Origin of the sequence: Grimontia indica, from assembly GCF_000333895.2 — a bacterium.
Classification (GTDB): domain Bacteria; phylum Pseudomonadota; class Gammaproteobacteria; order Enterobacterales; family Vibrionaceae; genus Enterovibrio; species Enterovibrio indicus.
Window position 1 is genome coordinate 1 of record NZ_ANFM02000010.1, and the last position, 13968, is coordinate 13968.

The window sequence follows — 13968 nt, forward strand, 5'->3', positions numbered from 1 at the left end:
TTTCTGCTGCGTTATCGGCTTCTCATGTAGGCGAGCTACACATTGAAGCCTCTGCCTTGCATAAAACCCCCACAAACTGCTGCAAAAATCACCACCAAAGGTCAACAGGCCCTACCGTTGGGTAACTTGATGAATATTAAACAAATCGCTGTTAATTGTGGCGATGGTGTACTCGAAGGGGGTGCCATCATCAAATGAGACCACTTCGCGAAGCTCGATCATAGCCTGTCCTTCATCGACATTGAGAAGCTCTGCCAGCTCAGCATCACGAAGGTTAAAGGCGGAGATATCCTGTTCGCGAGTCTGTACTTTCTTCCCTGTCATCTGCTCCATGTACCCGTATTTTGAGTGTTCAATCTGGTTGAATTCAAAGCCATCGCAAACCGCGACCGGGATATGGGTTTGCTCAAAAGACACCGGCATGTTGCCAAAGCTCATCAAACGCTCGATGTAGTAAACCTTTTCATTGGGTTTGATACGAAGAGCATGGGCGATTTGCACATTAGGCACTTCGATAATCGCGCTGGAAATCACGCGCCTGACACCGCTTTGGCCTGCTTTCTGGGCTTGTTCATCAAAGGGGGAAAGCACATGGAAGTTGCCGTTCGGCGCAGCTTGTCCTGAACCGACGTAAAGACCGGAGCCTTTTACGCGATAGACCATGCCTTGCTCGACCAGATAGCGGGTAGCTTCGCGCACGGTCACGCGAGTAATACCCAGGTGTTTGGCGATACCCGCTTCCGTATCCAGCTTGTCGCCGGGGGAAAGGTTAGCGCTCGAGATTTTGCGCTCAATGAAGTCGATGACTTCCTGTTGCTTCCCTGTCACTTTAAACGTCATAGCGTCTCTTTTTTCGTTATTTATTAGCCGACTGACTGCAATGTTATTGAGTGTTATTTATTTTGCAGACACAGAAACGGCGGATCCCTGATCCGCCGCTTAGTTTATGTTATCGCTAGGTGAATACAAACTGTCGCTTGCGTAGTGCGACAGTTGAGGGCTAAGCGCTTAACAAGGTGATGCAGAAATCCGCAATGCGTTCGGCGCTGATGCCGTATGCATCTTTCAGAAAATCGAGTGAGCCCACCTGACCGTATTGCTCCTGCACGCCCAGCTTATGGAAGCTTTGCAGCGCAACACCGCCCGAAAGCAGTCCAGAAGCCACCGCATCACCCAAGCCACCAATCACATTGTGGTTTTCAATGGTTACCACACGGCCCGTCTTACGCGCTTCTGTAATCAAAAGCTCGGTATCCAGCGGTTTGATGGTGTGCATGTCGATAACCGCAACAGTTTTACCTGTGTTAGCTTCGATCTGCTCTGCCGCTTCCAGCGCGTCATGCACACAGATACCCGCCGCGATGAGGGTGAGATCCGCACCATCTTTCAAAAGATTACCCTTACCGATCTCAATCTCATCTTCTGAGCCATAAATCGCCGGCAAATCTTTGCGGGTAGAACGTATGTAGTTCACCCCTTTGTGCTCATAGGCATAACGCATTGCTGCGCGAAGCACCGATTCGTCTGACACATCAATCACAGTCGCATTGGGTACCAAGCGCATCAGGCCTGTGTCTTCAAACGGCATGTGGGTACCGCCGTTGGTGACTGCGGTAACGCCGGCATCACTGCCGAAGATATTGATATGTTGGCCTGCGTAGCCGCCTGCAAGGAAAATCTGATCGTAACAACGACGGGTGGCGAAGCAGCCAAACGAGTGAACGAAGGGCACTTTGCCAACCGCTGAAAGTCCGGACGCCACGCCAATCATATTGGCTTCAGCAATACCACAGTTTAGGAAGTGATTCGGGAAAGCGTCCGCGAATTTCTTGGTGCTCACACTGCCTGCAAGGTCGGCTTCCAGCACCATCACATTGTCGTGTTGATCAGCCAGTTCCATCAGCATTTCTGCATGGATAACGCGAAGTTCTTTGCTCATTTCAGCTCCTCGATTTTTTGTTCCAGCATCGCAATGTCAGTTTCAATGGCTGCGCGCAGGTTGTCGTCTAAACGCAAATGGTGGTTGGCTTCAATCGCTTCCACGGTTGGCATGCCCTGGCCTTTTTCGGTATCGAGAATGATGGCGGTTGGGCGCTCGGTTTCAGCCTGTGCGGCTTCAATCGCGGCGCAGATAGCTTCGACACTCTTACCGTCGACATCAATGGCGTTGAAACCGAAGGAAGCGAACTTCTCGCGAAGATCGAACGACGCCTGAATCTCATCAATGTAGCCGTCAAGCTGGCGCTTGTTGTTGTCGACAAACACCACCAGATTCGACAGCTTGTGGTGCGCAGCAAATTGCGCCGCTTCCCAGCACTGACCTTCCTGAAGCTCACCGTCACCAACGATGGTATAAACCGTTGATTCGGTGCCCGCCGCCATACCTGCTGCACACGAGATGCCCTGACCCAGAGAGCCGGTTGTCATATCCACGCCCGGTGTTTTGTTCATGTCCGCATGGCTTGGCAGGTTAGTACCGTTACCGTTGATGGTTTTCAGCCATTCGATATCGAAGAAGCCGCGAAGAGCAAGAGTAGCGTAAAGCGCAGGACCTGCATGGCCTTTAGATAGCACAAACAAATCGCGGTCTTGCATTTTCGGGTTTGCAGGGTCGTGCTTCAGGTAGCGGCCATACAGGCAAGCCAGTGTTTCAGTCACAGACAGGCAGCCGCCAAAGTGTCCGTAACCCATGTTCAGTAAAGCCTTTGCCATTTCTTTTTTGATGGACAGATTGAAGGCCTCAATCTGACGCAGATCGAGTAAAGATTGCATAGTTACCTCGGGAGAAAGAGAAGGGCGGGCTGGTGGTCAGCCCGCGCTGAAATTAGATGTTTTCTGCTGTCTCGGCGGTTTTCTTGCCGATGAAGTTGGTGCTCAGAACCAGTGCAGCAACAGCTGCCACACCCAGAATGACCGCCTCTTTGCCCAGCATCGCCAGATAGCCCAGGAAGATACCTGTGATAGCGAAGTCAGAGTCAGAGAATGTGGTGTTGGCAAAGCCCAGGTCGCCCAGTACAGGCAGCAGCCACAGGGTCAGGAAGGTAATGACCACACCGTTGATGAATGCGCCCACTGCCGCGCCGCGACGGCCACCGGTTGCGTTACCGAACACACCTGCCGTTGCGCCGGTGAAGAAATGAGGGACCACGCCAGGAAGGATAAGTGTCAGCTCCATCACACCCAGCACGCCCATGCTCACCAGACCGCCAAGGAAGCTACACAGGAAGCCAATCAGTACCGCGTTTTGTGCGTAAGGGAATACGATTGGACAATCCAGCGCTGGTTTCGCGTTTGGCACCAGTTTCTGGGAGATACCGGTGAATGCCGGCACGATCTCTGCGAGTACCAGACGCACACCCTGCAGGATAACGAACACACCCGCTGCGAAGCCGATAGCTGTCAGAATCGCGTAAACAATCGGGTTCTGACCGTTACTCAGGTTTTCGGTGACGAACTCACTGCCTGCTGCCATCACGAGGATCAGGTAGATGATACCCATGGTCAGCGAGATAGAGATGGAAGAGTCGCGCAGGAACACCAGGTTCTTCGGCAGGTTCATCTCTTCGGTACTCTTAGAGCCTTTGCCGACAAGCTTACCGACAAGGCCAGATGCCACATAACCCACGGTAGAGAAGTGACCGAATGCCACATCATCACTGCCAGTGATTTTGCGCATGAATGGCTGCGCCATGGCTGGGAACAGCACCATGATAAGGCCCAGAGACACCGAGCCCAGGAACACTAAAGACGCGCCGCTAAAGCCTGCCACGCTCAGGATGATCGCAATCATACATGCCATGTACAGGGTGTGGTGGCCCGTCAGGAAGATGTATTTGAACTTACTGAAACGGGCAAAGAAGATGTTCGCCACCATACCGAACGCCATGATCATGGACGTTGCTGCACCGAATTCCGCCATTGCAGTGGCGTAAATCGCCTCGTTGTTCGGGATGACGCCGCGAAGGTTGAAGCCTTCTTCCATCAGCACACCCATTGGGGTAACAGCACTCACCAGAATGCCGGCACCGCCGCCGATCACGATGAAACCAAGGACAGTTTTTATCGAGCCTTTGATCACGTCAGAGCTCGATTTTTTCTGGATAGCAAGACCAATCAGGGCCACGATACCGATAAGGATCGCAGGTGTACTTAGAATGTCAGTGATGAAGTCGAGCATAGCGAAACCCTCAATTAACGGTTCATGTAAGCGACGAGCTGTTCTTTCATTGCGTTCTTGTCGGTGATGTTAGGGATAGAAATCACATCACCGGCATGAATGCTGTCTGCCAAATCGCGGGTGCAGATGAACACATCTGCCATGTCTGGCGTCACGGAACCCAAATCGGTGTGGTTCACTTCTGCCTCAACGCCCAACTCACGCATAACTTCCTTCACTTTCATTTCGATCATGAAAGAAGAACCCAGACCTGTGCTACAAACGGCCATGATACGCATAGTGTTACCCTCAATATTTTTTAATAATTTCAATGATGTCTTGTGTATTCTTCGCTTCGGTGACGGCTAAAACGTCTTCGTCGGAGCAGAAGAACTCAGAGATTTTGGTGATGAGCTCGATGTGCTGATCGCTGTCTTTTGCAGCCAACAGAAGCAGCAGTTTCACCGGGTCGTTTTCTTCACTGTGGAACTCGACGCCATTGCGGACGACGAGCAGGGAAAGCGCGTTATTGTTCACGCCCTGTTCCGGGCGGGCATGTGGCATGGCAATCATTGGTGCCAGCACGTAATAAGGGCCAAGCGACTCAGTGGTGTCGATAATGGCAGACTGGTAATCAGGCTCGATATCGCCGGATTTCACTAAAGGCGCACACACCTGATGAATGGCGTCTTTCCAGTCAGAAACGGAATCTACCACCGCAATGCGGTGCTCGGAGAGTAAGGTTGAAAGCATACATACCACCATGCTTATACAGCTAATAAGTTGTCTATACAGGTGGCAATGTAGCGGTTTGAAAACCACTTTTTCGTGATGGAGGTCTAACCTGTTACCGGATACTTTCGCAATATCTCCACAGTGTTTTCATGGTCACAATGGCGACTTATTTCGTATCACATTCGGATTAAAGTGAGATCTTCTGACGAGTATTGGGAATTACTTGATGATATGTGCATGAGTGCTTATGTGAATTCAGGGTTATTTTTGCACCAATGTCTGTATAGAAGTTTGCCAAAGCGTTAACGCCGCGATCTGGGCTAGTATGTTAATTGTGTGGTTAATCAATAAGCGGCAACCTATCGCTAATAAAAATGAAACCACCTTTGTAGTCAGCCAGAATTAAGGGGCGGTTTATGCTTTACCAATTCAACGCAACCTATATGGATGCCATCAAGCCTTTGAACAGTTGGGTCAAATTTATCAGGGATGTGAATGCCGCGCCCTGGAACCCAATGAAAACCTCACCGGTAACCCGAACGCTTGATGCTTCAATGGAGCTGGTGGAGCGGCTGACAGACTGCTACGACGAACCTGCTTGGGGGCTTGATACCACCGTTATCAAAGGCGAAAAGCTCGCGATTCAATACAATGTGATTGCCAATAAGCCTTTCTGTAATCTGCTGCATTTCCGCCGCAGCAAAGCGCAACCCAATCAGCCTAAAGTATTGTTTGTTGCACCGCTTTCCGGCCATTTTGCCACGCTATTGCGCGGCACTATTGATGCCTTCCTGCCGGATCACGATGTGTATGTTACCGACTGGCGTAATGCCCGCGATGTGCCGCTCACGGAAGGGGAATTCCATTTTGATGATTACGTGGATTATCTGGTCGAATTCTTAGAGCTACTGGGGCCAGATACCCATGCCATTGCTGTATGCCAGCCAAGTGTGCCCTTGATGGTGGCGACAGCGCTGATGTCTGCCGAGAAGAATCCTGCCGCGCCTGCAACCGTGACCTTGATGGGCGGCCCTATTGATACCCGCATCAATCCCACCGAAGTAAACGACTACGCCAGCGGCAAGGATTTAGAGTGGTTTGAGTCCAACGTGATTTGTACTGTACCCGAGCAATACGAAGGTGCAGGACAAGTGGTGTACCCAGGGTTTGTTCAGCTTTCGGGTTTTATGTCGATGAACCTTGATACCCATGTGCAAAAGCACTTTAAGTTTTTCGGCGATCTGGTCAAAGGTGATGGTGATAACGCGGAAGCGCACCGCAAGTTCTACAACGAATATCTGGCCGTGATGGACTTGCCCGCTCATTACTACCTCGACACCATCCGAAAGGTGTTTTTGGAACATGACCTGCCAAACGGCACCATGACTTATCGTGGCAAACCCATCAATCTTGCTGCCATCAAAAAGACAGCACTCCTGACCATTGAAGGGGAGTTGGATGACATTACCGGCAGAGGTCAAACAGCTGCTGCGCTCGACATCTGCCCTAACATCCCTAAATCCAAGAAAATGCATTACGAGCAAAAAGGCGTGGGCCATTACGGGATATTCAACGGCCGCCGTTACCGCGAGGCGATTGCGCCGAAGATCAAAGGGTTTATTAAGAAGTACAATCCGAAGATGGTGAAGGCGGCATAGCCCATTCTTACGTGCCAGTGGAGAAAACACTTTTGCCACTGGCGTGATTCTGTTCCTTCCTGATCGTCGCTATAAAAGAAACAAAACGGTTTGAGAAGGAACAGCGGATGTTACGAAAACTACTTCCCGTCATTGTGATGCTGGCAGGGATTGTCGGCGTTTCCACGGCCAATGCCCATGGCCCATCAAGGCTCAAAGTCTCGGAATCTGTCACCATCAATGCGCCGGCTGACAAAGTTTGGAAAACCGTGGGGGCATTCGACAGCCTTTCCTGGTTGCCACCTGTCACCAAAGTGGTAATGGAATCAGGAAACCCTACCGAGAAAGGGGCGGTGCGTGTGGTGTATGTGGGCGATCAAAGCGTGACGGAAGAAATCAAACGCTACAACCCTGACGCCATGATGCTCAAATACAAGATCACCAAAGAAAACACAGCCCTGTTGCCCGTCACCAATTACCAGTCCACCATCAAAGTGAAAGCAGAAGGTGACAAAAGTATCGTGACGTGGAAGGCCGGATTCTACCGTGGCTATCCGAACAACGATCCGCCTGAAAACCTCAATGACGCAACAGCCATTTCAGCCATCACTGGCCTCTATAAAGCGGGGTTAGACAACCTGAAAGCAGAGATGGAAAAGTAAGGTTTCCCCTATTTAACCCCATCCTTGGCTCTCCCGTTTAAAGGGAACGATACAACCGGTCTTGGCTCACCCTTTTCAGGGGAGAGGCGAGGAGGGGTTAACTTTCGTTAAAGATGATCTTCAACTCAATTCCTGCGAACCACCGCCGCTGACTGTCAGCACCTGACCACTCACCCAAGACGCCGCTGGCGAGCACAGAAACAGTGCGGCCAGCGCGATATCATCGGTTTTCCCAAGCCTTCCGAGTGGCGTGTGTTTCAGCATGGCTTTTTCAATATCCGGGGTGAGCACTTTCTCCAGCGCCGCAGTGCGGATTGCGCCTGGCGCAATGGCATTCACGCGAATGCCATTGGTACCCAAATCAAAAGCGGTATTGCGGGTGAGGTGATTGATAGCGGCTTTCGACGAGCCATAAGACGCCATCATCCAGTTTTTGTTTTCACCAGCCATCGAACTGATATTCAACACTGCGCCTCCGCCGGCTTTTTCCATTTCCGGCGCGCAAAGCTGCATCAGCCTGAAAGGGGCAAACACATTGAGTTGATACGCCCACTCAAAGTCTGCCATTGGCATGTCGAAGGGCTTTGGGCCGCCACCGCCTGCATTGTTGGCAAGGATTGTCACCTTGCCAAATGTCGTGACAGCACGTTCAATCAAAGCGACTCTGTCTTCTTCTTTGGTGACGTTACAGGCCGCTGAGATAGCATGCCGACCTGTCGCATTAATGGCCGAAGCCACTTCTGTTGCGGCATCCAAATCCAGATCGCTTACCACCACCTCTGCGCCTGCATCAGCAAATACTTCTGCTATCCGGCGACCAATACCCGCGGCAGCGCCGGTCACAATGGCGACCTGACCATCAAGGCTGAACTGTTGAATGACTGACATGACAAACCCTCATTGAAAAGAGATGCATTGAGCCTAGATGTGGAGGGCAGAAGTGCGCGCGTTATTCTTGATACAAAGCGGGAAGGGAAAAGTGGGAAGGGAAGTTTTCGGGAGAAGACAGCAAAGAAGGAGCCTAGTGGCTCCTTCCGTTAGTCAGGTGTGTTATCCCGCGTAGCGGAAGTAATCCAGACCCTCGACATTACTGGTGATCTCTTTGGAGATGATTTGCGCCAGCAGATGACCAGAGCCACATGCCATGGTCCAGCCCAGCGTGCCGTGACCTGTGTTGGTGAACAGATTGTCGAACGGCGTTTTGCCAATCAGCGGCGTGCCGTCTGGCGTCATTGGGCGGAAACCTGTCCAGAACTCGGCCTTGTCGAAATCGCCACTGTGTGGGAACAGATCTTTCACCACCATAGAAATCGTCGCTTTGCGCTTTTCCGGAATAGAAGGATCGAACCCTGCCAACTCAGCGGTGCCTGCGACACGGATACGATCGTCAAAGCGGGTCAGAGCGACTTTGTAGGTTTCGTCCATCACAGTTGATGTCGGTGCCTGCGTTTCGTCAGTGATTGGCACGGTGAGCGAGTAACCTTTCACCGGGTACACAGGAATGCTCAGACCCAGACCTGCCATAAACTTGGTTGAGTAGCTGCCCATCGCGACCACATAAGCGTCTGCTTCCAGTTCGCCTTTGTCCGTCACCACGCTGACAATGCGGGTGCCTTCGCGTTTCACATTCTTCACTTCGGTGTCGAACATAAACTCCACGCCGTGTGCTTTGGCAAGCTCAGTCATTTGTTGGCAGAACAGGTAGCAATCACCCGTTTCGTCATCCGGCAGGTAGAGACCGCCAGTCAGCTTGTGGCTCACAGACGCCAACCCCGGCTCTTGCTTGATGCAGTCTTCTATCGTCATGCGTTGATAACGGGTGCCGCTTTGCTCCAGAAGGGCGATATCTTTTTCCACTGCATCAAGCTGCTTCTGATTACGGAAGATTTGCAGTGTACCTTTCTGACGGCCCTGATATTCGATGTTGTGCTTGTCACGAAGCGCGAGCAGACACTCACGGCTGTGGTTAGCAATGCCCAACATGCGGGATTTGTTCACCTGATAACGATCAAGCTGACAATTCGACAGCATTTGTGTCGCCCACTTGATCAGCTGTGGATCCAGTGTCGGTTTCACCTTCAGTGGTGCGTGTTCTTCCATTAGCCAGCGAATGGCTTTTTGTGGAATGCCAGGGGCCGCCCAAGGGGAGGAGTAACCATAGGAAATCTGCCCTGCATTGGCGAAACTGGTTTCTTCGCCCGCTTTAGATTGGCGATCAACAACAGTGACTTTGTAGCCTGCCTGCTGTAAATACCAGGCGCTCATCAAACCGACAACGCCACTTCCCAAGACCAATGCTTTCATGATTATTCTCCCCAATCAGACAGGGCGAGTTTGCGTTGTTTACATAACCCTAACAATCGATTTAAATTAATCACTGTGTATAGAATTTCTAAAAGCAAAGATGCAGACACTCAAAAGCCAACATCTCGGTGCCCTTTATACTTTTTCGGAAGTTGGGAGGCACAGCACATTAACCAGTGCCGCTAAAGCCATGCACCTAACTACTGGGGCGGTGAGCCAACAGTTGCTGCAGCTGGAGCAGCAATTGGGTTTCACTCTGCTTGAACGCCACTCCCGTGGTATTCGTCTGACCGAAAAGGGTAAACAGCTTCACCAGAATGTGAGTTTCCATTTAGCAGAAGTTGATGCAGAAATCGCCAGCTTGCAGCGTAACACCGGAAAGAAACAGGAAATCCGCCTCAAGCTCACACCCTCTTTTGCGTTCAAATGGCTGGTGCCAAAACTCGAAAGCTTTCACGATGTATACCCCGATATTCAGGTACAGATCTTTGCCGAAGGCGCGCTGGTAAACGCGGACACGCGGGACTTTGACCTGGCCATCGACTATCGCCCACATACCTTCAAACATCCGAATACCGAACTTCTGCTGGACGAATACCTGCTGCCGGTGATGAACCCAAGATATCTGGAGCGTCACCAGTGGCTGCAAAACGATGCTGGTAAATCCGAACATTGGCAGGGAGTTACCTTGCTGCACGATGCCATGCCGTGGGAAAAAGCTGAAAAAGATTTGGAGTGGAGAAACTGGGCCAAGGCAATGCAGCTTTCGGTACCCACTGACCGCGGCCACTTTTTCAACCGGACTGATATGGCTATGTCCGCCGCCGAAGCAGGTGTAGGCATCGCCATGGCTAGGATGGCGCTTATCGACAATGAGCTGGAAACCGGAAGGTTGGTGTCACCGTTTTCGCCCATCAAAGCCAACGCAGGGTATTACCTGATCAGCAATGTGCAGGATGAGAGCACAGAGAGCTTTGTGAAGTGGTTGAAGGGGATGATTGGGTAACAGCGTCAAGCTGTCTTAGACATCATAGAGAGCAACAGCGCGCCAATCACGCTCCACATTCCCAGACAATTGAACCACATAAACAAAGAGAATTTTTTTGATGTCGTAGAGACTCTTTTACGGATAAATGGATAGGAAATCCAATATCCATACAGACGTGTCGCTATGTTGGTGAAAAGCATACTCGTCCCATTGGCATGAAGCTTTTGAACGTCTTTTGATAACTGTTTATCGATGAAAATAATGCGTTGAGGATCACCTAAAGCAACAACCGCATTCATGATGGTTCCGGGAAGAGCCCACAATATGGCGTAGATTGCCAATAAGCCTGATACTACTATTTTTAGCTCTTCAATGTGCATGGGTATCCATTTTTAAGGTTAGGGAATAATCCCCAGCAACTTTGCCAAGCAAACAAAAAATGTTGTACCAACTAAGCTCCACATTCCTAAGCAATTTATCCACATGAATAGCCTGAATTTTTTAGACTTGGTGGTTGCTCTTTTCTTAATAAATGGATAAGCAACCCAGTAGCCAAATAGTCGTGTGCCAATTGAAGTATACAATTGATATTCAGGCTTTAAATAACCTCTCTCGTCATAATACTTCTTCAGGTTCTTAGCAAGTTGTTTATCAATAAATACAATTCGTTCAATATCACCGAGTGCAACCATGGCACTCATAATCGTTCCAGGAATCGCCCATAAAAACGAATAACCACCGAAAATTGCGCTGATGAGCACAATTGCTACTTCATACCATTCCATTGTTATGCGCTTGTGTCTAATTCAAGATGTGCAAATGTCGAACGAAAAAGGCCAGAAGCATCGTGAGCAGAAAGCTCCAGAAGCCAACAAAGTTCATCCACATAAATACTTTGTACTTCATTGACATTGATTGAGCACGCTTTTGAATAAATGGAAAGGTAAAGCAATAGGTTATAAATCGGCCGCCAATAATTACAAAATTTATGTGTTTTAGGTTACTTTCCCCATCATAAAGCTCGTTTAATTTACTGCTTAGCTGGCTATCAAGATAAATGATGTGTTTAAGACTCCCCAGAGAAACAACGCAAAAAGAGATAATGCCCGGAATAATCAAGGCGAGAGATAACGTTCCTACAATAGCCAGTAGTAGTACGAGTGTTGAGCCAAAATCCGACATAACTAGAAAATATCCCCAATCCATTCATATGCTAGGTACACAGTATCTCCAGTCGCTTTACCAGCAGTTGAACCAGCTATACCACCAAAGGCCCCGCCTCCCACAACTGCACCAACTGTTGCTATAGCGATTACAGGTGCGGATGTAATGCCGGTAATGCCAATTAATAGCGCAATACCCGCCATAGCGAGATTGCCACCTATAACCCCTCCCAAGATACCTGCACCAAATCCAAAGGTTTCTCTGGTTACAACTCTTCCGCAATTATCAGGGGTGTCTATCGAACAAGCTTCGTAAATATTGTTAATTCCGCTTGCTGCACCTAGGGCAATACTGGCATAACCAAGCCCTTTCGATGCGAACATTCCCATAGCTACATTTGCCATTCGTTTACCTAGATTTGGTACAACCCCTTTAGCGATGATTTCATCTGCGTTGTGGATGATAGATCTGGTTGAGAGCTTCAAGTTTTTTCTGACTTGGACATAGGCGGGAACTTGAACATTTCTTTTTGAAAGTGCAGCAAAGCTGCCATCGAGTTTCTTAAATAATTCGCCTCGCTCAGCCACAAAAGTTCCATAATTAATCCCACCCACGCGGCTCGCCATTGCAACCTGAGATACATATAAGCTATTAATTTCCAATAATATGCCATTAATATTATCAAGATGCTGTCCAATACCTGCAGCAATAGCCCCAACACCCAATGAAGCGTGTGCGTAAGCATCCGATGGCAATCCATCTTCTTTAACAGTTTTTAATGTTTCCGACGCATAGTAGTCCAAAAGCTCAAAGTGGCGGTTTACGGTAGCCACTGCATCATCCGTCAGTTTGCCCAGCTCTTTACTTGCCGCTTTCGCTTCTTCAATCAGTGCATCAAGACGGCTTTTCTCTTCCTCGGTCTCTGGCTCTGCAGTCGGCAGGACAACAATCTCTCCCTGTCTGGCGGGATTGTTCAAATGCTCATTGTATTTCTTGATAAGTTCCTGAATGTCTGTGGGTGTTTCGTCTGAAAACAGGTCTCCCCAGAACTGTTCTAATGGTTGGGTTTCTTCAATCTGGCAATAGCCCAAATCGAACGCTAACTTGGCTTTTCCCCATGTATTAACATTCACTACCGGCAACCCACTCTCTACCAATCGTTCGTTGTTGATGGCTTTGAGTGTTGAACCGTTTAGCAGGCGTTCTTTGTGGTCGTAGACAACGTCAACAGGTGCATTGTAGGTTTTCGGTTTATAAGGCTTTTTGGAGGCCGTCGTGGCTTTCTTGGCATCAAGCAGGCTCGGGACGTCTATCATCACGCCATGCTCACTCAGCCATTGGTCATTCACATTACCCAGTTGCTCAATCGTGATTGGGCTGTCGAGATAGATAAGATGCTGGTCGGTGACGACTTTGCTGTCGATTTTCCAGTAAAGCAGAATCGCGCCCTGGTATTTATTCAGCCCTTGCTCATTGTTCAGGCTAAATGGCGTTGAACGTGTGGCCTGAAATGCCCAGCGTCCTTCACCGAGAATTTTGTATTCCTGAACCAGCTTCTTTTTGTGGAAATGATAGAAGTAACCTTCAGTTGGAAAGCCTAAACGGTCGCCAAGTTGAAGGGCAGGAATCACCGGAATAAACGCTTCCCGAACGGCGTCTGTGCCTTTGGGTTTGAGTTTTACAGGAGGCTGGTTACTCACGCCTTTTTCTGCACTGGCAACTTTAGCGATAAGCTTGCGCGGCGTGTCATCTGTGGCTTTGGCAGAGAATACGGTGCCCGTATCCGAGAGTTTGGTTTCCCAGCTGACAATGCTTGCTTCCTTCGGTGTTTTACCGAGCGCAAACTGACACCCCACTTCGCTGGCAAGTACCTCTTCAGAACAGGCTACCTCAAACAGATACTCGTAATCCTGCGCAGGCTTTTCCTGTTTTTCTTCTACTTTAGGCTCATGGGTATAAGGCGTTTCTGCAGGGGCTTGAGATTCTGAGCCCGAGCGAGAGGTAAAGCCTTTGGCTTTTGTTCGGGAAGTCAGCGCAGATTTGGCTTCAGGGGAAAAGCTGGATTCGGCATCAGGGTTGACCTTCCAAACCTTATCACTCATCGAGTCAGTTGTGGATTTCAGAGCTGGCGTGACAGGCGCATCACTCAGTAACACGTATTCGCCCGATGCGAGCTGGGATTGGAACTTTTGTATGGTGACACCTTGAGGCAATACGGCTTCCAATGCCCGCTCTCCCAGTGTCGAAAATCCACCTTCGACTTTGCCGAACTCATACGATGCAAGTTCGGTCATTTTTACAACCCTGTACGCCACTGACTCT

At 49.7% G+C, this 13968-nt stretch carries 14 protein-coding genes; 3 read left to right on the top strand and 11 right to left on the bottom strand.

The features are described from left to right. Positions 1 to 111: 111 nt before the first annotated feature. From D515_RS05640 to D515_RS05665, 6 genes are all read right to left on the bottom strand, one after another. Complete coding sequence (locus tag D515_RS05640; RefSeq protein WP_002536877.1) at positions 112 to 840, bottom strand: GntR family transcriptional regulator; 729 nt, start codon at positions 838 to 840, stop codon at positions 112 to 114. A gap of 160 nt (positions 841 to 1000) precedes the next feature. Continuing rightward, positions 1001 to 1939 carry a transketolase family protein gene (locus tag D515_RS05645; protein ID WP_002536878.1) on the bottom strand — a complete coding sequence of 313 codons (939 nt, stop codon included), beginning with the start codon at positions 1937 to 1939 and terminating at the stop codon, positions 1001 to 1003. Next, positions 1936 to 2772 (bottom strand): transketolase, encoded by an 837-nt coding sequence (locus tag D515_RS05650; protein ID WP_039849674.1) that lies wholly within the window; start codon positions 2770 to 2772, stop codon positions 1936 to 1938. Before D515_RS05650 ends, D515_RS05645 begins: the two co-directional genes overlap by 4 nt. A 52-nt stretch (positions 2773 to 2824) precedes the next feature. After that, entirely contained in the window at positions 2825 to 4177 is a 1353-nt protein-coding gene (locus D515_RS05655) for a PTS ascorbate transporter subunit IIC (protein WP_002536880.1), read from the bottom strand. Positions 4178 to 4191: 14 nt separating this feature from the next. Then, complete coding sequence (locus D515_RS05660; protein WP_002536881.1) at positions 4192 to 4455, bottom strand: PTS sugar transporter subunit IIB; 264 nt, start codon at positions 4453 to 4455, stop codon at positions 4192 to 4194. Between the two features lie 10 nt (positions 4456 to 4465). Beyond that, positions 4466 to 4909, bottom strand: a complete 444-nt coding sequence (locus D515_RS05665) for a PTS sugar transporter subunit IIA (protein ID WP_002536883.1) — start codon at positions 4907 to 4909, stop codon at positions 4466 to 4468. Positions 4910 to 5307: 398 nt separating this feature from the next. Between D515_RS05665 and D515_RS05670 the strand changes: the two genes are divergently transcribed. Both D515_RS05670 and D515_RS05675 read left to right on the top strand, forming a co-directional pair. Next, positions 5308 to 6549, top strand: coding sequence for a polyhydroxyalkanoate depolymerase (locus tag D515_RS05670; RefSeq protein ID WP_002536885.1), 1242 nt, complete (start codon positions 5308 to 5310; stop codon positions 6547 to 6549). Positions 6550 to 6656: 107 nt separating this feature from the next. Beyond that, the gene (locus D515_RS05675; protein ID WP_002536886.1) at positions 6657 to 7190 is read left to right on the top strand and encodes an SRPBCC family protein; all 534 of its coding nucleotides are present in this window, start codon (positions 6657 to 6659) and stop codon (positions 7188 to 7190) included. Between the two features lie 120 nt (positions 7191 to 7310). Here D515_RS05675 and hdhA read toward each other — a convergent pair whose 3' ends face one another. Further along, positions 7311 to 8078, bottom strand: a complete 768-nt coding sequence (hdhA, locus tag D515_RS05680; protein WP_002536887.1) for a 7-alpha-hydroxysteroid dehydrogenase — start codon at positions 8076 to 8078, stop codon at positions 7311 to 7313. A 162-nt stretch (positions 8079 to 8240) separates the two neighbouring features. Further along, entirely contained in the window at positions 8241 to 9494 is a 1254-nt protein-coding gene (locus D515_RS05685) for a D-amino acid dehydrogenase (protein ID WP_002536888.1), read from the bottom strand. Positions 9495 to 9594: 100 nt separating this feature from the next. Here D515_RS05685 and D515_RS05690 point away from each other — a divergent pair, with 100 nt between their 5' ends. Further along, the gene (locus tag D515_RS05690; protein ID WP_002536890.1) at positions 9595 to 10500 is read left to right on the top strand and encodes a LysR substrate-binding domain-containing protein; all 906 of its coding nucleotides are present in this window, start codon (positions 9595 to 9597) and stop codon (positions 10498 to 10500) included. A gap of 5 nt (positions 10501 to 10505) precedes the next feature. On the opposite strand, the gene D515_RS05695 is transcribed toward D515_RS05690, so the two are convergent. The 3 genes from D515_RS05695 to D515_RS05710 all read right to left on the bottom strand — a co-directional run bounded on the left by D515_RS05695 (position 10506) and on the right by D515_RS05710 (position 13940). Next, a complete protein-coding gene (locus D515_RS05695; RefSeq protein ID WP_002536891.1) occupies positions 10506 to 10862 on the bottom strand; it encodes a hypothetical protein in 357 nt (118 codons plus the stop codon). Between the two features lie 18 nt (positions 10863 to 10880). Beyond that, on the bottom strand, positions 10881 to 11267 hold the full coding sequence (locus D515_RS05700) for a hypothetical protein (RefSeq protein ID WP_039849676.1): 387 nt from the start codon (positions 11265 to 11267) through the stop codon (positions 10881 to 10883). Between the two features lie 399 nt (positions 11268 to 11666). Beyond that, on the bottom strand, positions 11667 to 13940 hold the full coding sequence (locus tag D515_RS05710) for a hypothetical protein (protein ID WP_002536893.1): 2274 nt from the start codon (positions 13938 to 13940) through the stop codon (positions 11667 to 11669). Positions 13941 to 13968 lie beyond the last annotated feature (28 nt).